Consider the following 21,693-nt stretch of genomic DNA (forward strand, 5'->3'; position numbering starts at 1 on the left):
GCCGCTGGCCGCCGCCCTGTCCGAAGTGCCCGTCGACGACCGCGAACTGGCGATGCTCTTCCACGCCCGCACCGCCGACTTCCAGGACGTCACCGTCCAGGCGACCGTGACCTACCGGATCACCGACCCGGCCGTCGCCGCCACCAGGGTCGACTTCTCCATAGACCCCGACACCGGGGCCTGGCGCTCGGCGCCCCTGGACCAGCTCGCCACCCTGCTCACCGAGACCGCCCAGCAGCACGCCCTGGACCTGCTGGCCCGCACCCCGCTGGCCGTCGCGCTCACCGACGGCGTCGCCGCCGTCCGCGAGCGCGTCACCGCCGGTCTCACCGCCGACCCGCGCCTCGCCGAGACCGGCCTGGCCGTGATCGCCGTCCGCGTGGTCGCACTGCGTCCCGAGCCCGAGGTGGAGCGGGCGCTGCGCACACCGGCCAGGGAACTGGTCCAGCAGGAGGCCGACCGGGCCACCTATGAGCGCCGTGCCGTCGCGGTGGAGCGCGAGCGCGCCATCGCCGAGAACGAACTCGGCAGCCGTATCGAACTGGCCCGCCGCGAGGAGCAGTTGCTCGCCCAGCAGGGCGCCAACGCCCGACTGCAGGCCGAGGAGGCCGCAGCCGCCGACCAGGTCCGCACCGAGGCCGAGGCGGCCCGCCGCATCCGGCTGGCCGAGGCCGAGGCCGAGTCCGCCGGCCTGCTGGGCGAGGCCAAGGCCACCGCCGAGGCCGCCTGGCTCACCGCCCACCAGCAGGCCGACCCGGCGACCCTGCGGGCGCTTGCGCTGATCCGGCTCGCCGAGCACCTGCCGCGGATCGACAGCGTCACCCTCACCCCTGACCTGCTCACCGGACTGCTGGCCCGGCTGGGCGCCGGGCCGGGCGAGAGCTGATGGCGCTGGCCCCGCGGCTGGTGATCGTGTACCGCCGCACCGAGTACGAGGAACTGGTCGCCCGGCACGGCACCGCCGGCCAGGCCGCGTTCTTCCTGACCTCCCGGGGCCGGTCGCTGGAGGAGGCCGAGCAGCGCCACCACCGGACCCTGGCCGCGCTGGCCGAGGTCGCCGCGTCGGTGCCGCTGGACTGGCGGCGCACCCGGGTGGAACGCGGCGACCTGGCCCGGTTCCTCTTCGCCCCGGACGACATCGTCGCCGTCGTCGGCCAGGACGGGCTGGTCGCCAACGTGTCCAAGTACCTCGACGGCCAGCCGGTGATCGGGGTGGACACCGACCCCGGCCGCAACCCGGGCGTGCTGGTGCGCCACCGCCCGGGGGACGCCGCCGAACTGCTGCGCGCCGCGGCCGCCCCGGCGGGCGGCGGCCGGGTCGAGGAGCGCACCATGGTGGAGGCGGTGGCCGACGACTCCCAGCGGCTGCTGGCACTGAACGAGATCTACCTCGGCCAGCCCGGGCACCAGACCGCCCGCTACCGGCTGGCGGTCGACGGCCGGCCCGCCGAACCCCAGGCCTCCTCGGGAGTGCTGGTCGGCACCGGCACCGGGGCCACCGGCTGGTGCCGCTCCACCTGGCTGGAACGCCGCAGCGAACTCGACCTCCCGGCGCCGGACGCCACCGCACTGGCCTGGTTCGTCCGCGAGGCCTGGCCTTCGCAGACCACCGGGACGACCCAGGTGCAGGGACTGCTGACCGAGCACTCCCGGCTGACGGTCACCGTCGGGTCCGACCGGCTGGTGGCCTTCGGCGACGGTATGGAGGCGGATGCGCTGGAGCTCTTCTGGGGTCAGACGGTACGGGTGGGTGTCGCTGCCACCCGGCTGCGACTGCTGGTCTGATCGCTTCCGAGCTGACGCTTCGTCAAGACTAGTCTGGTTGGGCGCTCTTGCAAGGAAATCATGGGCGCGCCCCGCCGGGTCGAAGGTCCGGTGGGCGCGGAGGTTATCTCGCTATGCGAGACGTTTTTGATCACATGGTGGACGCGTGGCTAGGGTCGCACCATGAGTGAACCTGTGGATCTCCCGCCGTTCGTGCGGGTCGAGGAGCTGGACGGGCTGCCGGGCCGGGTCGTGCTCGCGGACATGAGGTGGTACCTGGACGGCCGTTCCGGCCGGGCCGCCTATGAGGAGGGACACCTGCCGGGCGCGGTGTTCGTGGACCTCGACCACTGCCTGACCGGGCCGGCCACGCCGGAAGGCGGACGGAACCCGCTGCCCACCCCCGAGGTGTTCGCCGAGGGCATGCGGGAGCTGGGCATCGGGGACGACGACAGCGTCGTGGCCTACGACGACCAGGGCGGCGTCATCGCGGCCAGGCTGGTGTGGATGCTCCGGACCACCGGCCGCCGTGCTGCGGTACTCGACGGCGGACTGAACGCCTACCTCCACGCGCACCCCGGCTCCCTGACCGTGGAGGAAACGGCGCTCGCCGGCGGCACCTTCTCGGTGCGCCCCTGGCCGACGGAGGTCCTGGCCGGGACCGACGAGGTCGTGGGTCCGGATGTCCTGGCCGTCGACGCCCGCAACCGGGACCGCTTCGCCGGGGCGCAGGATCCGGTGGACCCACGTCCGGGACACATCCCCGGCGCGGTGAACGTGCCGTGCAGGGAGAACCTGGACGGCCGGGGCCGTCTGCTGCCCGTACGGGAGATCCGCGACAACTTCGCCGCCGCCGGAGTGGACCGGAGCACCGCGCGCAAGGTGGTGTCGTACTGCGGTTCGGGGGTGACGGCCTGCCACAACCTGCTGACCCTCGAACACGCGGGACTTGGCCGGGGACGACTCCACGTCGGCGGGTGGTCCGCCTACAGCCGTGACGAGTCCCGCCCGGTGGAGACCGGGCCCGGTCGTCCCGTCCCGGAGTGAGTACGAGGCCATGGGCCGTCCACGGGCCGCAGGCCAGGTGCGAGGGGCGGACGGGACGCCCGCGCCGGCCCCGGTGCGTCCCCGGTGGGGAATGTCCGGCGCCGCCGAAAACAGGGTGCGCCGGACGTCCCTGACAGCCCATGCTGCCTACGCCCCGCCTCCCCCCGCCCCGGACGCCGTGCCACGCCCTTCGGCGTCGGCCCGGCGCCGGCCACCACAGATCCAGGAGCTTCCATGAAGAAGATCCCCACCGTGTTCGCCCGCGACTTCGGCGCCCGCCCCGCCCATGTCGTCGACGAGGTCAACCCGGTGTGCGCCTGGGTGCTGGCCGGCGAAGGCCGGGCGACGCGGAAGTTCGACGGCACCTGCGTCAAGCTTGACGAGCACGGCGCCTGGTGGGCCCGCCGGGAAGTCCGCGCCGACAAGCCCGCACCGGCCGGTTACGTCCCGGTCTCCACCGATCCCACCACGGGCAGGACCGTCGGGTGGGAGCCGATCGAGCAGTCCCCGTTTGCGAAGTTCCACGCCGAGGCGGTCCGCGACCAGGGGCCCGCCGAGGGCGTCACGGGTACCTTCGAACTGATCGGCCCGAAGATCAACGGCAACCCGGAACGACGCACGTCCCATGTGCTGGTGGAGCACGCCCGGGCCCTGGACGTCGAGGTGCCGGAGCTGACCTTCGAGGGCATCCGCAGGACCGTGCTGGCGCTCGCGGAGGCCGACGGCTGCGAGGGTGTCGTGTGGCACCACCCGGACGGCCGGATGGCGAAGATCAAGGCGAGGGACTTTCCGGCGGCAGCCCGCTGACGGCCGCCCGCATGCGCCGTACCGCACCGGGCCCCGTACGGCCGGTGCCACCACGGAGCGGCTCCCCGCCGGTCGCACCCTGCCGCCGGTGACCCCGGCCGCAGCCCCCGGCCGACGCGACCCTGCCTGGCGCCGGCCTGCCGCCCGGCGGCCCCCGGCCTGATCGCCCGGCCCGGTCCACCGCTCCCGGAAATCGCTGGTCGGCGCCGCCGCCGCGGGCCTACGGTCGGTCCCGTCCCGACCCCCGTCGGCAAGGAGGCCGCCGCGCCATGACCACCGCTGATCTGCTGCTGGGAATGGTCGTGCTGGCGGGTGCCTCGGTGCAGCGGCTCACCGGCATCGGCTTCGCCCTGGTCACCGCCCCGGCGCTGGCACTGCTGGTGGGGCCCGGTCAGGGCGTCCTGGTCTCCAACTGCGCGTCCGCAGCGATCAGCGCCGTCGGCCTCTGGGCGGGCTGGCGGCGGGTGCGGCTGACGGCGATGCTGCCGCTGGTGCTGGCCGCCGCCTGCACCGTCCCGGCCGGGGCCTGGGTCGCGGCGCGGCTTCCGGAGCGGGTGCTGCTCACCTCGATCGGCGTCGTGGTCGCGGTCGCGGTGCTGCTGGTGATCGCCGGGGCGCAGGTGGCGTCGCTGCGGGGGAGGGGAGGCGCGGTGGTGGCGGGGGCGGCCAGCGGCTTCCTCAACTCCTCCGCCGGGGTCGGCGGTCCGGCGCTCTCCCTGTACGCGGTCAACGCCCGGTGGCCGGTCCGGGAGTTCGTCCCCAACGCCCAGTTCTACGGCGTGGTGGTGAACCTCTTCTCGATGGCGGCCAAGGGCCTGCCACGGCTGGCCTCCCCCGGCTGGACGCTGCTGGCGCTGGGCGTGGCCGGGGGCGCGGTCGTCGGACGACTGCTGGGGGAGTGGCTCAGCGACCGCCAGGCCAGGCGGCTGGTGCTGGGCCTGGCGCTGCTGGGGTCGCTGGCCACCCTGGTCAAGGGCCTGGCGGGCTGACGGGCCGTCAGTCCCTGGTGGCCGGGGCGGGAGCGGGGACGGTGGTTCCTGCCGCCGCACTGCCGGTGACGGTCACCGCGGCCGCCCGCAGCGCCCCCGCGCTCACCATCAGTGCCGCCACCAGAGCGGTCACCACCGCGAAGGAGACGGTGAGCGAGGTGGCCTGCGCCAGGGCCCCGATGGCGGCGGGTGCCACCAGCCCGGAGGTGTAGGTGACGGTGGCGACGCCCGCGATGGCCTGGCTGGGGTTGGGGCCGCTCTTGCCCGCTGCGGCGAAGGCCAGCGGGATCACCACGGCGATGCCCACGCCGAGCAGGGCGAAGCCCGGGATCGCCACCGCCGGGGTCCGTGCGACCACCACCAGCAGTCCGCCGGCGGTCGCGATCGCACCGCTGAGCCGCACCGCGCGCACCGGACCCAGTCGCCGCACCACCGCGTCGCCGAGCATCCGGGCGCCCGCCATGGTGAAGGCGAACCCGGAGAAGCAGGCCGCGGCGAGCCCGGCCGACGCCCCGGTGACGTCCCTGAGGTAGACCGCGCACCAGTCCGAGCTGGCACCCTCGGCGAAGATCGCGCAGAAGCCGACCAGTCCGATCGCCAGCGCCGCCCGGGGCGGCCGGGCGAACCGCGGCGGTGCCTCCTCGTCGGGGGCAGGGCGTACGTCCAGGAGGTTCCCTCCGACCAGCAGTCCGCCCGCCACCAGCAGCGCCGCCATCACCCCCAGGTGCAGTCTGGCGTCGATGCCGGAGTGTGCGGCCAGTACGCCGAAGCCCGAACCGACCAGGGCGCCGGCGCTCCACATGCCGTGCAGCCCGGACATGATCGACCGGCCGAGCCGCTGCTCCACCTCCACGCCCTGGGCGTTCATCGCCACATCGGCCATGCCCGCCGTGGCGCCGAAGAGCAGCAGTGCGCCGCCGAGCCAGAGCAGCCCCGGTGCGGCGGCGGGCAGTGCCAGGCAGGCGCACCACAGCGCCAGCAGTCCGCGTACCGCCGCGCGTCCGCCGTAGCGGTAGACGATCCGGCCGGCCAGCGGCATCGACAGCGAGGCGCCGAGCGCGGGCATCATCAGCGCCAGGCCGAGCTGCCCGGAGCTGAGGTCCAGCCGCTCCTGCACCCAGGGGATGCGGGTGGCGAAGCTGCCCTGGACGGCTCCGTGCAGGGCGAACACCACGGCCACGGCGACCCTGGCTCTGCGTACGGCGGGCTGGTCCATGCGGTGTCTCCTCCCCGGGCGCGCCGCGGTGTGCGCGACCCTGCGACGGACGGCGGTTGTCGGCGCCTGACTGCAATGAAATTATCAGGAAGGGACCCTGATAGAAAACCTCGCGACCCGTCTGGGAGGATCTGGCTCCATGACCACCGCGCGCACGGCCACCCCGAGCACAGCCCGCGCCATCAACGACCGGCTGGCCCTCGGCCTGCTCCTGGAGCAGGGCCCGCTCACCGCCACCCAGCTGAAGGAACTCACCGGACTCTCCCGGCCGACCGTCGCCGACCTGCTGGAACGCCTTCAGCGCAGCGGACTGGTCACGGTCGTGGGGGAGTCGGGGGCGGCCCGGCGCGGACCCAACGCCCGCCTCTACGGACTGGTCGCCGACCGTGCCCACATCGCCGGCGTGGACGTGCGCACCGTCGGGGTCACCATCACCGTCGCCGACCTCACCGGCCGTACCCGTGCCACAGCCCAGCTCCCCGCCGAACCCGGCACCCCCTCCGCCGCACTGGTCGACGACGCCGTGCGCGCCCTCGCCGAAGCCACCCGCAGGGCCGGCGCCGACACCCTGCACACCATCGCGGTCGGCGCCCCTGGCCTGGTCGACCCCGCCAACGGCGAACTCAGCCACACCGGCGGCCTGCCCCGCTGGCACGCCGACCTGGTCCGTGCGCTGCGCGAACAGCTGGGCGTGCCGGTACTGCTGGAGAACGAGGTCAACCTGGCCGGTATCGCCGAGCGGCGACTGGGCTCCGCCCGGGACCGCGACACCTTCGTCCTGCTCTGGCTGGGCCACAGCGTCGGGGCGGCGGCCGTGCTCGACGGCCGGCTGCGCCGCGGCGCCTCCGGCGGCACCGGGGAGATCGGCTTCCTGCCCGTCCCCGGCACCTCGATGCTGCCCACCGCCACCGGATGCGACGGAGGCTTCCACGGCCTGGCCGGCAGCGCCGCCGTCTGCGCCCTCGCCCGGGAGCACGGCCTGCCCGCTCCGGCCGCCGACGACGCCCCGGCCGCGGAGGCCGCCGTACGCGCCGCGCTCGCCGCGGGGGAGGACGGTGCGGCCTTCCTCGACGTGCTGGCCGAACGGGTGGCGCTGGGCGCCGCAGCGATCTGTGTCGTCCTGGACCCGGGGTGTGTCGTCCTCGGCGGTGAGGTCGGAACCGCCGGGGGAACCGCACTGGCGGACCGGGTGGGCCGGCGGCTCGCCGGTCTCTCACCGCTGCGCACCGAGGTGCGCGCGGGCACGGTCAGCGGCAGCGCGGTGCTCGGCGGGGCCGTGCTCATCGCGCTGGACGCGGTCCACGAGGATCTCTTCGGCGGTCCCTGACCGCCGGGCCGGTGCCGGCCGCGGTGGCGGCCGTCCGGTGTCGAGGCCGGACGCGGCGGAGAGCCGCCGGTGTGGAGTCCGCCGGTACCGAAGCCCTGGGCGGCGAGACCCCGAGCGCCGAAGGCTGCAGCGGCGGAAGCCGCCACAGCTGAGGCCGGCTGCGGCGGAACACATCAGTGGCGGAACCCGTGGGTGGCTCCATCCGCGAGCGGCTCCATCCGTGAGCGGCGGAACCGATGCGAGGCGTCGGCGTCAGCGGCCGGCGGCATCCGCCGCCGCATGGCCCGCGCCGGTGCCGGTGTGTCCGGCCTCGCCCGCCTGCAGGGCGGGGGTGCCCAGGACCACGGAGGTCACCAGCCCGGATATGACGGCTATGCCGAAGGCGGTCCGGCCGCACAGCTGAGCGGCGGTCGGCCGTGGCCGCGGCGGCGGTGCCACATCGCTCCGGAAGGCGTCCCCCGCACCCTGGTCCTGGCTCATTCCCTGACTCCCTGCGTCCGTAGCGGGCGGTCATGTGTCCGAATCGTCGAACTTCGACCTGAATAGCAGCTTAATCTCCGGTACGAGATGCACCCTCCCGAGTGGGCCATGAGGCAGGATGGCGCTGATCACAGCGATGCTCAGGAGGAGCCAGATGGGTCAGTCCGACCGGCCGGTGAACAGCTACCGGATCGGAGAGGCGGCGGCCATGCTCGGCGTCAGCGCCGACACCATGCGCCGGTGGGTGGACGCGGGACGCCTCGCCGCGGAGCGCGACGAACACGGCCACCGCATCGTCCCCGGGGCCAGGCTGGCCGCGTTCGCCCGCGAGCTCGCCCGTCCGGAGAACGCCGCGGCCGCCGGTCTGCCGTCCTCGGCCCGCAACCGCTTCCGCGGCATCGTCACCGAGGTGATCCTTGGAGACGTGGCCGCCCAGGTGGAGATCCAGGCCGGCCCCTTCCGGGTGGTCTCGCTGATCAGCCGGGAGTCGGCCGAGGAACTCGCGCTGGAGCCCGGCGCCCCGGCCGTCGCCGTGGTGAAGTCCACCAACGTCGTCGTCGAGCGCGGCTGAGGGCCGGCCGTGCACCTCCACCCGCCGCGAGCCGTCGCCCACCGCGGCGACCCCTACCGCCACCGGGAGAACACCCTCCCGTCGATCCGCTCCGCCCTGGCCGCCGGAGCCGACGCGGTCGAGGTCGACGTACGCCTCACCCGCGACGGCGTACCCGTCCTGCTGCACGACCCCACCCTCCGGCGGCTCTGGGGCATCGCCCGGCCGCTCGCCGACCTCACCGCCGCGGAGCTGCACCGCCTCGGCGGCCCCGGAGCCCCGCACCGGGTGCCCACCCTGGCGCAGGCACTGGAGGCGGTCGCAGCCGCGCCCAGGACCCACGCCGGGCGGACGCCCCTGCTCATGATCGACCTGGATGACGCCGGTCCCGTGGCGGCCACCTGCGCGGAGGTGCACCGGCTCGGAGCCGCGGACCGGGTCGCCTACTGCGGACCGCCCTCCGCCATGTTCGCGGTACGCGACCACGCACCCTCCGCCGAGGTCTCCCTCACCTGGCGCACCCCTCGCACCCCGCCGCGGCAGCTGCTGGCCGAACTGCGCCCGCAACTGCTCAACCTGCCGTTCGGGCTGGTCACCCCGGCGCTGGTGGACCACGCCCGGCACACCGGACTCCAGGTGAGCGCCTGGACCGTGGACGTCCGCCGCACCATGGCACGCGTGCTGCGCACCGGGGTCGTCTCGCTCACCACCAACCGGATCGCCGTGCTGCGCGCCCTGCTCGACCGCTCACCGGGTCGTTCCCCCGCCGCGCGGAGCAGCTGACGGTCGGTCAGCTCTCCGTGCCGCCGCCCACCGAGCGGCTGAGCCGCGCTGCGAGCATCCGGAGGTGGTCCGCCAGCTCCGGCGGCTCGTGCACCTCGAAGTCCACCCCGAGGCGGGTGAGCCGGGCCGCCAGGTCGTCCAGCGAGTTCGACCCGGTGCGCAGCACACAGCTGTGCTGGTCGACCGGTTCCACCTGGATGTAGGTGGGACCGGCCTGCGCCTCCACCACCGCGGCCGGCGCCCGCAGGGTGACCCGGGCCCGATAACGGAACGCCTCCGTCGACACCCGGCGTGCGACCCACTGGGACGCCTCCTGCGGAAGCTCCCTCGGCTCGAAGCGGGGACCGGTCGCCACCGGGTCGGCGACCCGGTCCATCCGGAAGCTCCGCCAGTCGGCCCGCGCGGTGTCCCAGGCCACCAGGTACCAGCGCTGCCCGGTGCACACCAGTCGGTGCGGCTCGGCCACCCGCCGGCTCTGCACGCCCTCGTGGTCCTGATAGCCGAACCGTATGCACATCCGGTCCCGGCAGGCGGCCGCGACCACCGCGAGCATCTCCGCGTCGACCTCCGGGCCGCTCGGCCCGGTGAGCCACTCCATGGCGTTGTGCAGCGCGTCCACCCGCCGCCGCAACCGGGACGGCAGGACCTGCCCCAGCTTGGCCAGGGCCTGCACCGAGGACGTCGCGGTCCCCGCGACCGCGCCGCCCGCGGCCATTCGCAGGCCGACGGCGACCGCGACGGCCTCCTCGTCGTCCAGCAGCAGCGGCGGCAGCGCGGCCCCCGCCCCGAGCCGGTAACCGCCCGCGGCCCCCGGGGTGGCGTGCACCGGATAGCCCAGCTCGCGCAGCCGGTCCACATCACGCCGGACCGTGCGCGCCGTCACCTCCAGCCGCCGGCCGAGTTCCGGACCGGTCCAGTCCGGCCGGGTCTGGAGCAGGGAGAGCAGCCGCAGCAGCCGCGCCGAAGTCTGAAGCACGCGCCCACTCTGCCATCCACGCGGACGGCAGGGGTCCGCGGCGGCCGACGGACCCGTCAGGCCCGCGACCCGGCCAGCTGCTCCGCGTACGCCGCCTGGTCCAGCAGCAGCGCTGCGAGCCGTCGCGCCTCCAGCGGACTCAGCCCCGCCCAGGCCCGGGAGAAGCCGTCGCGCTCCGGCCCGACGTCCAGCGCGATCCGGGCGAACGGTCCGGCGGAGCCGCCGATGCAGAGCGGGGCCACGGCGATCCGCCGTCCGCACGCGGTCACCAGCGCGGCCACCGCCGCCGCCCCGCCCGCTGCGGTCTGCGCCCCCTCGGTGTGACCTCCCCGCCGGTCCTCGGTGTCCGCAGTGCTCATGTCGTCCTCCCTCTCCGTGCGCCGGCCTCACCGCCTTCAGCGTCCGTGGGCGGCCGCTCATTCCTGAGCGCCGCACGTTGTCGCCGGCCGGGCGCCGCAGGGTCCAGAATGACGCCATGTCACTCGCCGGAACCGACGCCTACGACGGCGTCCGCGATCTGCCGCCGCTGGTCGAACGGGCCCTGCACATCGCCCGTGAGGACGGGTTCGCCCACTGCTGCCGTCCCGAGCAGGGCCGCCTGCTGCACGCTCTCGCGGCGGGGGCCCCGGGGCTGATCGGCGAGACCGGCACCGGGCTCGGGGTGGGGCTGGCCTGGCTGGCTTCGGGCGCCCGCGAGGGCGTCCGCCTGCTCAGTGTGGAGCGCGACCCCCGGCGGGCCCGGCTGGCCGCGGAGCTGTTCGCCGGCCATCCGCAGGTACGGGTCCTGCACGGCGACTGGCAGCAGATCACCGAACATGGGCCGTTCGACCTGCTGGTGCTCGACGGCGGCGGCCAGGGCAAGACGGATCTGCCCGCCGACCCCGCACTGCTGCTGGCCCCGGGCGGGACGCTGGTGGTGGACGACTTCACCCCGGCCGACGGCTGGCCGCCACTCCACGCCGGTCAGCCCGATCTCGCCCGGATGCACTGGCTCGGCCACCCCGGCCTGCGGGCCGCCGAACTGCGCCTGGCCCCCGACCTCAGCACGGTGGTGGCCACCCGCCACGGCTAGGGACCGCCTGCCCGTCCGGCTGTCGCCCGCCCCCGCAGGTCGCCCAGGGCCTGAGCGGTGGATGCACGGCACAGCCGGATGCGCTGACGACGCGCCCAGCGGTCGCCCGAATGCACCCCGGCCAGGTTGTGCGTGCGGGACGGGTGTGGCTTGATCGACCTACGGAGCCGGGTGCGGACACGGATTGCCGGGCCGGATCCATGGGCTGCCGTGCTGCCCCTCGGCGTGCCGCCCTGCCGCCGACGTCATGACATGCCCGTCCGGTCCTCCCTGCCCCTGGAGGCGTCGACAAGCTCGTGCGCACCGGCCCTGGTTCCGGATGGGATCGAGGTCCGACCGGCAACGGCACGACGTGTGATTCCGGCGCCCGCCGTGCTGCCGGGACCGGCTCGACACGTCGCTTCCGGACCGGACCGGGGTGCTGCGGCGGAGTTCCGAAACGGCCCGTGTCCCCGAACGTCACATGAGGCGATGGAAGGCTGAAGACGATGGTTGGGCGAAGGAAATTCCTCATTGCCGGTGCCGTCGGAGGTGCGGCCGTGCTTCCGGGAAGTGCTCTGGGACCACGGGCCCACGCGACGCCGGCCCACGGGCCGGGGACCTCGGACACCCCGGTGCCGCAGACGCCTCCACTGAAGAAGTACGTCGACCCGCTGCCCAGGCCGAAGACGGCCGTCCCGGACCCGGCCGTCCATCCCGGCGCCGACTACTACGAGATCACCATGCGGCAGGGCTCCTGGCGCTTCCACCGGGATCTCGGGCCGGCGACCGTGTGGGGCTACTGGGCCGCGGACCCGCACGATTCGCAGCAGCCGATCGGCATGGGCTACCTCGGGCCGACCCTCGAGGTCACCACGGGCCACCCGACGGTCGTCAAGTACCGCAACGAGCTGCCGACCACGCATCTCTTCCAGTCCGTGATCGACGGCATCCGCAGCGGCAACCCCCAGCTCACCCCCACCCCTCCGCCTCCCTACAAGAGCAAGCAGCCCTTTCCCTCGCACATCAACGTGTGGAACGTCGTGCATCAGCACGGCGGTTTCACGGCGCCGCAGTCCGACGGCATGCCGTTGCAGTCGTACAGCCCCGACGGCTACCACGCCGAGGGCTACAGCACCCTGGACCCGAGTCGGGTCAAGCCCAACGAAGCGATATGCGGCTACACCAACCACGACCGCTCGTGCATGCTCTGGTACCACGATCACGGCATGGGGATGACCAGCGTCAACGTCTATGCGGGCCTTGCCGGTCTGTATGTCATCCGCGATCCTGCCGACCAGCTGCTCGGCCTGCCGCAGGGCGAATTCGAGGTTCCCCTCATCCTGCAGGACCGGACCTTCCACCGGGACGGCTCGCTCGCCTACACCATGACCGACAGGGAGGGTGAGGACACCCCGGTCGTCAACGGGAAGGCGTACCCCTTCCTGGCCGTCGAGCCGCGACGCTACCGGCTGCGCGTGCTCAACGCGTCGAACGAGCGGTTCTGGCGGCTGAGGTTCGAGGTCCCCAGGGACGTACTGCCGCAGCCCACCCTGCCGTTCTGGCTGATCGGCACGGACAGCGGTTTCCGGGCTCCGCTGCAGATGCTGAACTTCCTGATCGCGCCGGCCGAGCGGTACGACCTGATCGTCGACTTCAGCGGGCTGCCCATGGGCACCAACGTCACCTTGACCAACTACAACGCGCCGGTCCACTACCCCGGCATGCCGGGCCTCGGCCCGGAGATCTCCGAGATCATGCAGTTCCAGGTCACCGAACCGCTCTCCGGAGGCCCGGACAGGACGACCCCGCCCAGAACGCTCAAGCTGCCGGCGGTCGCAGCCGTCGAACCGCAGCCGCACACCCGTCGGCGCGAATGGGTCGTCTACCAGCACCAGCTCTTCGGAACCATGACGTTCAACGCGCTCCCGTTCATGGAGCCGTCCCAGGACTTCATCACGGTGGGCTCATCCGAGATCTGGGAGTACGTCAACCCCAACCACGACGCCCACCCGATGCATGTCCACCTCGTCAACTTCCAGGTGCTGAACCGGCAACCGATCGACGCAGCCGGCTACCAGGCGGACTACGAGAAGTGGATCAACGGCGGCCGCAAGCCGGAGGACCTGCCGGTACTGGCGAACTACTTCACCGGTCCACCGATTCCGCCGGACCCGGACGAGGCGCGGTCCAACAAGGACACGGTCAAGGCCTATGCGGAAGCGGTGACCAGGATCATCGTCCAGGACTTCACGCCGCCCACGGCTGCGATCGCGTCGATTCCGGGCAGCGGGGCCACGTTGCCGGCGACGTACATCCACCACTGCCACCTCCTTGAACACGAGGACGACGACCTGATGCGCCCCTGGACCATCGTCCGGGCCGACGTCTGACGGGACCGGGACCGGGGCCGACCCGACCAGTGCCGGCCGGGTCGGCCCCGGTGCCCGAGACGGGTCATGGGCGGGTGAAGGTGAGGCCGATCTCGTTGCCCGCCGAACCGGTCCCACCGGGCAGCCAGGCGTTGAAGATGAAACCGTCCGCCTCACCGCCGGGGTTGGCGGTGCTGCACGAGCCCAGATAGGTGACGTATGAGTCGGTCCTCGGCAGCGCGGGGCCGCTGAAGGTGAAGGTGTCGCCCGCCATCAGGCCGCTGAGGACCTTCGAGGCCGTGTTGCCGTTGGCGTCGATGGTGATCTGGCCGACGCTCACGTCGCCGGTGTTCCAGGTGAACCTGAGCCTGGCGATCTGCGTGATGGTGGTGCAGTCACGGTTCAGCATGGTGACCCGGTTCACTGCGGGGCCGCCGGTCGACGTGTAGCTGCTCGACAGCAGGACGGGGTTGCGGGCCCGGTTGCCGGAGGCGAAGGCGCCGTTCGGCGAGGAGCAACCCACCGTGACACCCTTGATCTCATTGGTGGAGGTGCGGTTGCCGTGCCTGTTGAGCGGGGACGAGTAGTTGTCCTGCTCGACGAACACCCGGCAGGCCAGGTCGGCCACGGGCGGCGCCGGGGCCTTGGCGGCCGAGGCGTGCGCACCGGAGACCCCCAGGGCTGCTGCCAGGGCCGCGGCTGTCGTGGCGGAGAGAGCGGTGCGCACCCTTCGGGCACGCGTCCTTCCGGCACGCGTCCTTCCCGCATGTGTCCTTCCCGCATGTGTCCTGGGGTGACGTTCGGTTCGGCTGTGCGGGCCGGGCTCGACTGCGGTGTGCATGGCATACCTCCGCTCGAGATGGGGCGCCGCTGACCGGGCGCCTCCCGAACCAGCTCATTCCTACAACCGCCGGGATGCGCGCGCATCCTGGGTGCACCCGTTGGGACGGGTCAGGAGTGGGCGTCGGGGCGGCACCAGGTGATCGACTCCAAGGGGTGGTGGTCCGGTAACGATCCCGGACTTGCGGGACGGGCGGCGCGACCTTCTAGGCTGAGCCTCCGTTCGCGATGTCCGGGGGAGCAATGACCAGTAGGTTCACCGAGTTGGTTGTCGACTGCCACGACCCGGAGCGGCTCGCGGCCTTCTGGTGCGCGGTCCTGGGCTTCAAGGTGATCGACCGGGGCGAGGACATGGTCGAGATCGGATCCTGGGTGCCGACCGTCGAGGAGGTCCGGGCCCGCCAGATGCCGCCCACTCTGATGTTCATCCAGGTGCCCGAGGGCAAGACCGTGAAGAACCGTCTCCACCTCGACGTCAGCCCGATCGACGGCAGTACCGACGAAGAGGTGGCCAGGCTGCTCGGCCTCGGCGCCGCCACGGTGGACGTGGGCCAGGGCCCCGGCCGGAGCTGGGTGGTGATGGCCGACCCCGAGGGCAACGAGTTCGATGTCGTCCGCACGCTGGCACCGTCCGGCTACGTGGTCGGTCACGAGGGCTGAAGGTCGTAGGCGGTCCGTGAGCGCAGGACGGGCACGCGGAAAGGCCCCTCGTACGCGATCCGCGACGCCGGTGGCGGCCGTGTCACGGGGACAGGGCGAGCCGTATTTAATTCGGGCGATCAAGTGACGGCCTGGCGTATGGTCATGAATCTCCTCACGGTGAAAGGAGGTTCACCAGCGATGGGAATGTTCAAGGACGCGCCGCCGCGCGAGCACCCGGAGTACACCCAACTGCGTTTCATGGCGGCGGGGTCGCCGTCCTGGTGGAAGAAGAACCGGCACAAGGTCCTGGCGGTCGCGGGCCTCCTGGCCGGTCTCTGGCTCGCCGGACACCACCACGACGCCCCCGACACCTGCCGGCCTGCGAGTTCCTCCAGCGTGGCGCACTGAGTCCCGGTCAGGCCCGGCCCTGCGGCGGCCCGTGGGCGCCGGGCTCCCGGTACGCGCGGCGACTGGCGGAGTCGTGCGGACGAACGCGTCACGCGGCGCGGCGGGGAATCCGCGAGACCGTCCGCCGATTGTTCACGGAAAGATGGGAGCCCGGGTCCTCCGCGGAATTTCCGCGGGGGATTTCCCGGGCTCCTCGAACGGATTTCCTGCGGCCACAGGCCCACGCACGGGTCTCCATGAGCACCAGGTCCGCGGCTGCCCCCTGGGCCCGTCCGATCACCCCGGCCATGCCTGTCCGTGCCTTCCGTCGTCCGCGCCGACGGACACGGGGGGCCGGCCGCCGAAGTTCGACAACGCCGACTGCCGTGAGCGTCATGCCGTAGAGTGCGGCATCGCCCGTCTCAAGCGCCACCGCGCGGCGGCCACGAGATACGACGAACTCGCGGTCCGCTTCGAAGCGACCGTGCTGGTCGCAGCCATCAACGAGTGGTTGTGATGCGCACCTTCGAAGATGTGCCCAGCGAACACCACCGCGCAGGAAGTTGGCCCATCCGACTTCCCTCTCCCAACCCTCGCTCGAAAAATTCGATGACCGCATCGTGCGTGTCGACCTATACTCCGGCGATCATGAAGCGCCGTGTTGAGTTCACTGAGCGAGCGGCCCGGCTACGCGACTACCTCCCGCCCGATGATCGCCGGACCCTCAAACGCCTCGTCGATCGAGTCGCCAACGACCCCTACGGCCCCTCCACCCACCTCGCCTTCACGAATGACGACCTCACGCGGTCCAGCTGGCTGGAAGGAGCCATGGTCCGTTTCCTCGTGACCACGAATGTCATCTACGTCGTGGATGCCGACATCTATGACGCCGCCCGAGGCTTCAACGTCATCTGAACGGCTGGTCCGCCCGGGCCCGCCATGGAGCATCACCACATGACCTTGATCTACTTCTGAAACACCCTAACTGCAGATGCGCTTGGGGGCGCTCGCGCCTGGCCGGGCACGGAACTTCACCTTGTGGCCGGCGCTGTCGGTGAAGAGGGCCTCCGTCTCGGACTTCAAGGTCATCGTGCCGTGCTGGGTGGGGTTGTTCCACCCCGGGGGCGGGTTTCCCGAGCCGTCGGAGAGCGGAGTCTCCGCTTCGAAGTACGTCGACCCGATACGGGCCTCGTCGATTCCGCAATGGGTGTAGAGGTCGAAGGGAATCGTCCGGCCGGACGGTGTCGCCCGGACCACGTCTGCGTCCTCGCCGGCCTGGGCACAGCCGGTGAGCAACCCGGCGGCCAGTGCGAGGGCGAGGATGAAGTGTCCAGCTCTCTCAGTCATGGCCCATGGACGCTCAGCCCCGGCGCGCGGTTCCGCACCTCACGGTTGTGAGCCACGCTGAAGGTGCCGTGCAGCGACGCCCATCAGCTCGGTCGGTCCGACGGGTGACGCCGCCACCGAGCCCGGTCCTCGGCCTACCAGTACCAGGAGTGGGCCGTCCGGCACCATCGAGATCACGGAGCTGAGCCCGGCATGGCTTTCGAAGAGGCCGGTCACAGGCGGCCGTTCCGCAGTACGGTGACCGACTGAACTGTCGTGTAGCCGCGCCACTCGAGGGCGCCGGCCGGGCTGTGGGAGTCGAAGCTGACCTGCCAGCCGCCGTCCGGCTGCTGCTGGGACGCCAGACGGTCACGGTCCGCGGCCACGGCCTCGGCCGGGAACACCACGCGCGACGGTGCGTCGCCGTACGGGGTGAAATCGAGCAGGTGCAGCACCTCCCCCTCGGCGCCGCCGGTGACCGGGTGCGGGCCGTCCTTGGTGACGTAGCCGCTGAACCGCTCGAGCAGCGGCCGGGCCCGCGGTGTCCGCTCGGCCGCCGCGTCGAGGAAACGCAGCACGAACATCAGCTCGTAGGCGTGCGGCGACGTGGTCTGCTCGATCCGGTCCAGGCAGTAGGCGGTGGCCGGAGCGAGCCACGGGTGCTCGGCGACATCGGTCCGGTAGCGGGCCAGCCGGTGCGCCTGGGCCGCCAGTTGCGCGGTCATCATCAGCGACGAGGCGGTCGAGTCGGCGGCCACCCAGTGCCCCGCGCTCCCGGCGGTGTCCGAGCAGGGCAGTGCGAACGGCACGCCGCCGTCGGGGAACGTGTGGCCGGCCAGCCAGTCGAGCAGCTCGGGTGCCCGCCGGCTCTTGGTGTCCCGCACCTCGGCGAGCACCTCCAGGGCGTGCATGGCCGCGACGGGCTGGCTGGTCGTCGACCGCAGGTCGGGCTCAAGTCCCCAGCCGTAGCCGCCGTCCGCGGTCCGGTAGGCGTCGAGCGCGGTGAGCACGTCCTCCGCCGTGCCGTCGCCGAGGAGCAGCTGCATCCGACGCCGTTCCAGAATGCGCCCATGGGTCGAGACGAACGTGACGGCAGCGTTCAGATCCATGTCCATGCCGCAATCCTTTCCCAACGACCGGGTGCGGCGACAGAGGCCGCGGCCGGGTGTCCCGTCGGCGACGTCCTGCGCACTGCGGTGTCGAGCCCCCGCGGCGCGGACTCCCGAACGCGCTCCCGTCCGGCCCCCGCCTTCGTGGCGAAGTCCGCGAACAGTGGCTTCCCGGGATCAGTGGCCACGTGGCGACCGTCACCGGCAGCCGGCCGGACGGAGGGGCAGGTCACGCAGCGACCGCGGCGGGGCGGGGGGCGATCCGGGTCCGGAGCCAGGAGGCGGCGGCCGCTGCGGGCCACAGGCGGGTGGCCGCATTGCGGAGGGCGACACCTGTCCGGGTCGCCGGCACCATCAGTGCGGCAGCCGCGGCGACATTGCCCTGTCGCGGGTCGACCAGCGTTCGGTGCCGGGCCTCGTAGCGGGACAGGGCCGCCCGCGGGTCGGCCGGGGAGGCGGCCAGCTCCTCGCCCAGGGTGTGGGCGCCCGCCATCGCAAGGGTGGAGCCGTCACCGAACAGGGACACCGATGACGCGGCGTCACCCAGCAGCGTGACGCGGCCGGTGGACCAGGAGTCCATCCGGGCCTGGCTGACGGAGTCCAGCCACAGGTCCCCGGCTGTGCGGACCTTCTCGAGCAGCTCTGGGACGCGCCAGCCGGCGCCCTGGTACGCGGCGGCCAGGATGCGGCGGTGCTGATCCAGGTCGCGGTGGTCGAAGTCGTCGATCTGCGGGTGGCGGAAGATGAACGCGGCCAGGGCGCGTCCGTGCACCGGGTGGAGGGAGGCCATCCGGCCGGGGGTGTTGTGGAGGACGATGTCGCGCCGGGAGTCGGCCGGGCCGTCGAGCGGCATGGTCGCCACATAGAGTCCCATGTGCCGGATGAACTCCGACTCGGGCCCGAAAGCCAGCTGACGGGTCGTCGAGTGCAGCCCGTCGGCCCCGACGACCAGGTCGAACCGGCGCGGCGCGGTCTGCTCGAACGTGACGTCCACGCCGCTGTCGTCCTGGCTGATCGCGGTCATGGTGTCGCCGAAGACGAACTCCGCGGACTGCCGGCTCGTCTCGTACAGGATCGCCGCCAGGTCGGAGCGGGTGACCTCCACGTCCTCGCTGCGGAGGCCCGTTGCAGGGCCCGCATGTTGACCCGGCCCACCTCGCGGCCGGAGCGGTTGACGAAGCTCAGTGCCGTCACTTCGGTCGCCGCACGCCTCAGTTGCGGCATCACGCCCATCGCCTCGGCCACCGCCACGGCCGGACCGCGCACGTCGATCGGGTTGCCGCTGGAGCGCAGGCCGGCTGCGCGCTCGACGACGGTGGGCCGGAAGCCGTGCCGGGCCAGCCAGAAGGCCAGGGTCGTGCCGGCGATCCCGGCGCCGGAGATCAGGACGGTGGGACGGGTTCTGGAGGTCATGGCCGTGCTCCTGTCGATGGGGTGACCGGTGATCCGCAGTGACTGTATGACCGGATTGAAAAATCAGTCAACAAACTCAGCGGTAGTTGACCGAATTTCGCATTCGGTCATACGGTGGCCTCGTGAGCGCGAACACCGGCCCCCTCCGCGATCCTCAGCAGCGCGCCGAGCGCGCCGCACGGATCCTCGACACGACCGCGGAGCTGCTGCTCCGGCACGGCAGGCGGAAGGTCTCCATCGACGACGTCGCCGCCGGTGCAGGCATCGGCAAGGGCACCGTCTACCTGCACTGGAAGAGCCGGGAGCAGTTGTTCGGCGCGGTCTTCGCGCGCGAGGTGCTCCACGCGATCGGTGACCTGCGGAAGCAGCTGGAGCAGGAACCGGCGACCTGCCTGCTGCACCGGTTCGCACGGGCGTACTTCCTGGCCATCACGGACCGGCCGCTGCTGCAGGGCCTCCTCCTGGGCGACCCGGAACTGCTCGGCAGGCTCAGTGCCGCACCCGACACCGCCCGCGAGGACCGGCACACCGCCACCTCGCGCGGGTACGTCGGACTGCTCGCCGAGCACGGCCTCCTGCGGGGCGATCTGACGGTCGATGAGGTCGCGTTCGCCTACCAGGCCGTGTTCGAGGGCTTTCTGCGCGCGGAGGGCGACCGCGCCGAGCGTGCTGACCTGCTCGCGCGCACGGTTCGGCGAGCGTTCGAGGACGGCGAGGCGTCCGGGGACGTGCTGCGGGAGGTCGCCGCCGCGACCGCCGCGATGCTGGGTGAGCTGATGGAGGCCGATCGGGTGGAGGCGGTGCTGCCCGGCGGTCGCCGCGACGACCTCTGACGCCCGCACCACGCTCGCGACCAGCGCCGGCGCCGGACGGTCATCGCCTTGGCCGAGACATCGTCCTGGCGGCCGTCAGCTACGGCTCCGGGCCGACCCGGTGCACTCGTGGAAACCGGGCGCGCCGTCCGGGAGCTCCCTCCGGCGCCGCTTGATCGCCCCGCCCCGACCAGTCGTACGCGGCCGTACGCCATCGCCGACCCCGAACCCCTCCGGGCTTCTCGGGCTCGGCCCCCCGGCTCGGCTGGCCGGGCCGGCGCTGACGGCCCCAGGGCCCGTGCTCGTGGCAGCCACTGTCGGCGCCGGACCCTTCAGCACTCATGATCAAGACCCAGGGCTGGAGTGCCGGGCGCCGTCCATCACCGTCGCCGGTTGCGCCGGATGGCCACACCGTTGGTCGCCGGGTGCTCGCGGAGGCCGGTCCAGGGGCGGCCGACGACGGCCGGTGACGGCCGTCGAGCGGGCTCACCGTCGCCGTGGGGCGGCGGACTGCTCGTGCCGGGCCGCCGTCCCGCACGGATCGCCGTCAGCGACGCCTGGGGCGGTGGGCCGGGCAGGCTCGACGGCCCCTGCGGAGGTCCAGCGCATCCGGTCGCGCTCTGTTCGCCCGTACAGGGTTGACGGAGTGTCACGCAGGCCCGACGTACCTCGCCACGGCCGGGGTGCGACCAGCGGCGGCCCGCTCCGGGGCGCCCCCGCTCACCAGTGTCTGCCGACCGCCAGCGTGTCCGCCTCCGGGGTGGAGAGGTGGTGCACCGCATAGCGGGCTCCCGCCAGGTCGTCCGGGATCGTCTCCGCCCAGAGGGTGAAGTGCAGCAGCTCCCAGGTCCTCGGGTCGACCGCCAGCGCCGAGGAGTGCAGCCCGTCGCTGTCCGACTGCTTCGCCTGGGCGTTCAGCGCCTCCTCGACGAGCCGGGCCGGATCGGCGTCTGCCGAGACCGGTACGGCCTGCCGGGCGGCGGCCCTGGGCGTCCCGCCCCATGCCGGGCCGCGGTGGAAGCCCAGCCCGGTCCAGTGCTGCACCACCGGACGGCCGAAGTCCTCGCGGATGCCGCCGAATCCGGGTCCCCACAGGAAGCGGTTCATCCCCTCGGGGGCGGTCCACAGATAGAAGGGTGCGTACTGGTTGACCGGTGAGCCGTCGACGCCGCGTTCCCGGACGCAGTAGGCCTTGAGTCCGAGGCCGGCGAAGTCGTCCAGCAGATGCCCGCGGCGGGCCACCCGCTGGTGGATGATCCCCATGTCGTAGTCGGCGGGCAGGGTGATCTCGTACTGCATGGCATGCATGTCCTGGTTCCCCCTCAGTTGTGGGCGGCCAGCAGGGCGAGCGCCCCGCTGACCGCGCGGTCGAACGGCTCTGCGGAGTCCGCGGAGCGGGCCAGCACATAGCCGCCCTGCACCACCGCGACGACGGCGGACGCGGTTTCGGCCGGGTCCAGCGGTGAGCGGAACTCGCCCCGCGCCAGCCCCTCGGCCAGCACGTCGGCGATCCGGGCCTGCAGCCAGGCGAAGGTCTCCTCCAGCGGCTGCCGCAGCGCGGCGTCGGCGACGATGTCGGGGTCCTGGGCGAGGCGGCCCACGGGGCAGCCGCGCAGGACCTGCCGCTCGCGCAGCAGATAGGCGCCGATCCGCTCCACGGCGGTGCCCGGGGCGGAGAGCACGGCCTCGGCCGTGGCGCGCTGCTGCTCGGCGCTGCGGCGGACGGCCGTCAGCGCCAACTCGGCCTTGCTGCCGAAGTGGTGGTACATGCTGCCCTGGCCGACGCCGGCCCGCTGCTGGAT

25 protein-coding genes are annotated in these 21,693 nt (G+C 72.8%); 14 read left to right on the forward strand and 11 right to left on the reverse strand.

Features of this window, described 5'->3' with window-relative positions:
* The 5 genes from AOK09_RS23095 to AOK09_RS23115 all read left to right on the forward strand — a co-directional run.
* A partial coding sequence (locus tag AOK09_RS23095; protein WP_055589150.1) for an SPFH domain-containing protein occupies positions 1-886 on the forward strand: 886 nt, incomplete at its 5' end.
* Positions 886-1,785, forward strand: coding sequence for an NAD(+)/NADH kinase (locus tag AOK09_RS23100; RefSeq protein ID WP_055589151.1), 900 nt, complete (start codon positions 886-888; stop codon positions 1,783-1,785). The genes AOK09_RS23095 and AOK09_RS23100, both read left to right, overlap by 1 nt.
* Positions 1,786-1,947: 162 nt before the next feature.
* Positions 1,948-2,811 (forward strand): sulfurtransferase, encoded by an 864-nt coding sequence (locus AOK09_RS23105; protein ID WP_055589152.1) that lies wholly within the window; start codon positions 1,948-1,950, stop codon positions 2,809-2,811.
* Between the two features lie 234 nt (positions 2,812-3,045).
* Positions 3,046-3,618: an RNA ligase 1 family protein gene (locus AOK09_RS23110; RefSeq protein WP_055589153.1), complete on the forward strand. Its 573-nt coding sequence runs from the start codon at positions 3,046-3,048 to the stop codon at positions 3,616-3,618.
* Positions 3,619-3,887: 269 nt separating this feature from the next.
* On the forward strand, positions 3,888-4,607 hold the full coding sequence (locus AOK09_RS23115; RefSeq protein WP_055589154.1) for a sulfite exporter TauE/SafE family protein: 720 nt from the start codon (positions 3,888-3,890) through the stop codon (positions 4,605-4,607).
* Between the two features lie 7 nt (positions 4,608-4,614).
* On the opposite strand, the gene AOK09_RS23120 is transcribed toward AOK09_RS23115, so the two are convergent.
* Positions 4,615-5,823, reverse strand: coding sequence for an MFS transporter (locus AOK09_RS23120; RefSeq protein ID WP_055589155.1), 1,209 nt, complete (start codon positions 5,821-5,823; stop codon positions 4,615-4,617).
* A 139-nt stretch (positions 5,824-5,962) separates the two neighbouring features.
* On the opposite strand from AOK09_RS23120, the gene AOK09_RS23125 reads away from it, so the two are divergent.
* The gene (locus AOK09_RS23125) at positions 5,963-7,150 is read left to right on the forward strand and encodes an ROK family transcriptional regulator (protein ID WP_055589156.1); all 1,188 of its coding nucleotides are present in this window, start codon (positions 5,963-5,965) and stop codon (positions 7,148-7,150) included.
* Between the two features lie 252 nt (positions 7,151-7,402).
* On the opposite strand, the gene AOK09_RS23130 is transcribed toward AOK09_RS23125, so the two are convergent.
* On the reverse strand, positions 7,403-7,630 hold the full coding sequence (locus AOK09_RS23130; protein WP_055589157.1) for a hypothetical protein: 228 nt from the start codon (positions 7,628-7,630) through the stop codon (positions 7,403-7,405).
* Positions 7,631-7,784: 154 nt separating this feature from the next.
* On the opposite strand from AOK09_RS23130, the gene AOK09_RS23135 reads away from it, so the two are divergent.
* The gene (locus AOK09_RS23135) at positions 7,785-8,201 is read left to right on the forward strand and encodes a TOBE domain-containing protein (protein WP_175609334.1); all 417 of its coding nucleotides are present in this window, start codon (positions 7,785-7,787) and stop codon (positions 8,199-8,201) included.
* Between the two features lie 9 nt (positions 8,202-8,210).
* On the forward strand, positions 8,211-8,963 hold the full coding sequence (locus tag AOK09_RS23140) for a glycerophosphodiester phosphodiesterase (protein WP_055589158.1): 753 nt from the start codon (positions 8,211-8,213) through the stop codon (positions 8,961-8,963).
* A gap of 7 nt (positions 8,964-8,970) precedes the next feature.
* On the opposite strand, the gene AOK09_RS23145 is transcribed toward AOK09_RS23140, so the two are convergent.
* Positions 8,971-9,939: a helix-turn-helix transcriptional regulator gene (locus tag AOK09_RS23145; RefSeq protein WP_055589159.1), complete on the reverse strand. Its 969-nt coding sequence runs from the start codon at positions 9,937-9,939 to the stop codon at positions 8,971-8,973.
* 56 nt (positions 9,940-9,995) lie between these two features.
* A complete protein-coding gene (locus AOK09_RS23150) occupies positions 9,996-10,298 on the reverse strand; it encodes a hypothetical protein (RefSeq protein ID WP_245687435.1) in 303 nt (100 codons plus the stop codon).
* A gap of 116 nt (positions 10,299-10,414) precedes the next feature.
* On the opposite strand from AOK09_RS23150, the gene AOK09_RS23155 reads away from it, so the two are divergent.
* Together AOK09_RS23155 and AOK09_RS23160 are read left to right on the forward strand one after the other, a co-directional pair.
* The gene (locus AOK09_RS23155; protein ID WP_055589160.1) at positions 10,415-11,011 is read left to right on the forward strand and encodes an O-methyltransferase; all 597 of its coding nucleotides are present in this window, start codon (positions 10,415-10,417) and stop codon (positions 11,009-11,011) included.
* 614 nt (positions 11,012-11,625) lie between these two features.
* Entirely contained in the window at positions 11,626-13,383 is a 1,758-nt protein-coding gene (locus AOK09_RS23160) for a multicopper oxidase family protein (protein ID WP_245687436.1), read from the forward strand.
* A gap of 64 nt (positions 13,384-13,447) precedes the next feature.
* Here the strand turns inward: AOK09_RS23160 and AOK09_RS39310 are convergent, their stop codons facing one another.
* On the reverse strand, positions 13,448-14,089 hold the full coding sequence (locus tag AOK09_RS39310) for a hypothetical protein (protein WP_055589161.1): 642 nt from the start codon (positions 14,087-14,089) through the stop codon (positions 13,448-13,450).
* 356 nt (positions 14,090-14,445) lie between these two features.
* Between AOK09_RS39310 and AOK09_RS23170 the strand changes: the two genes are divergently transcribed.
* From AOK09_RS23170 to AOK09_RS23180, 3 genes are all read left to right on the forward strand, one after another.
* Positions 14,446-14,862, forward strand: a complete 417-nt coding sequence (locus AOK09_RS23170) for a VOC family protein (RefSeq protein ID WP_055589162.1) — start codon at positions 14,446-14,448, stop codon at positions 14,860-14,862.
* Positions 14,863-15,042: 180 nt separating this feature from the next.
* Positions 15,043-15,252, forward strand: a complete 210-nt coding sequence (locus AOK09_RS23175) for a hypothetical protein (RefSeq protein WP_157876002.1) — start codon at positions 15,043-15,045, stop codon at positions 15,250-15,252.
* A 495-nt stretch (positions 15,253-15,747) separates the two neighbouring features.
* Positions 15,748-16,146, forward strand: a complete 399-nt coding sequence (locus AOK09_RS23180) for a hypothetical protein (protein ID WP_245687437.1) — start codon at positions 15,748-15,750, stop codon at positions 16,144-16,146.
* A 66-nt stretch (positions 16,147-16,212) separates the two neighbouring features.
* Here the strand turns inward: AOK09_RS23180 and AOK09_RS23185 are convergent, their stop codons facing one another.
* From AOK09_RS23185 to AOK09_RS41370, 4 genes are all read right to left on the reverse strand, one after another.
* Complete coding sequence (locus AOK09_RS23185) at positions 16,213-16,578, reverse strand: hypothetical protein (protein WP_055589164.1); 366 nt, start codon at positions 16,576-16,578, stop codon at positions 16,213-16,215.
* A 212-nt stretch (positions 16,579-16,790) separates the two neighbouring features.
* Complete coding sequence (locus AOK09_RS23190) at positions 16,791-17,672, reverse strand: prenyltransferase/squalene oxidase repeat-containing protein (protein WP_055589165.1); 882 nt, start codon at positions 17,670-17,672, stop codon at positions 16,791-16,793.
* Positions 17,673-17,895: 223 nt separating this feature from the next.
* Positions 17,896-18,771: an FAD-dependent monooxygenase gene (locus tag AOK09_RS23195; protein ID WP_217698469.1), complete on the reverse strand. Its 876-nt coding sequence runs from the start codon at positions 18,769-18,771 to the stop codon at positions 17,896-17,898.
* On the reverse strand, positions 18,687-19,079 hold the full coding sequence (locus AOK09_RS41370) for an NAD(P)-binding protein (protein ID WP_217698470.1): 393 nt from the start codon (positions 19,077-19,079) through the stop codon (positions 18,687-18,689). Before AOK09_RS41370 ends, AOK09_RS23195 begins: the two co-directional genes overlap by 85 nt.
* A 122-nt stretch (positions 19,080-19,201) precedes the next feature.
* On the opposite strand from AOK09_RS41370, the gene AOK09_RS23200 reads away from it, so the two are divergent.
* A complete protein-coding gene (locus AOK09_RS23200) occupies positions 19,202-19,912 on the forward strand; it encodes a TetR/AcrR family transcriptional regulator (RefSeq protein ID WP_055589166.1) in 711 nt (236 codons plus the stop codon).
* Positions 19,913-20,611: 699 nt separating this feature from the next.
* Here the strand turns inward: AOK09_RS23200 and AOK09_RS23205 are convergent.
* Positions 20,612-21,199: a DUF4865 family protein gene (locus AOK09_RS23205; RefSeq protein ID WP_055589167.1), complete on the reverse strand. Its 588-nt coding sequence runs from the start codon at positions 21,197-21,199 to the stop codon at positions 20,612-20,614.
* A gap of 14 nt (positions 21,200-21,213) precedes the next feature.
* The coding region (locus tag AOK09_RS23210) for a TetR/AcrR family transcriptional regulator (RefSeq protein ID WP_055589168.1) at positions 21,214-21,693 on the reverse strand (480 nt) is incomplete at its 5' end.

The sequence above is a fragment of the Peterkaempfera griseoplana genome (assembly GCF_001418575.1).
GTDB lineage: Bacteria > Actinomycetota > Actinomycetes > Streptomycetales > Streptomycetaceae > Peterkaempfera > Peterkaempfera griseoplana.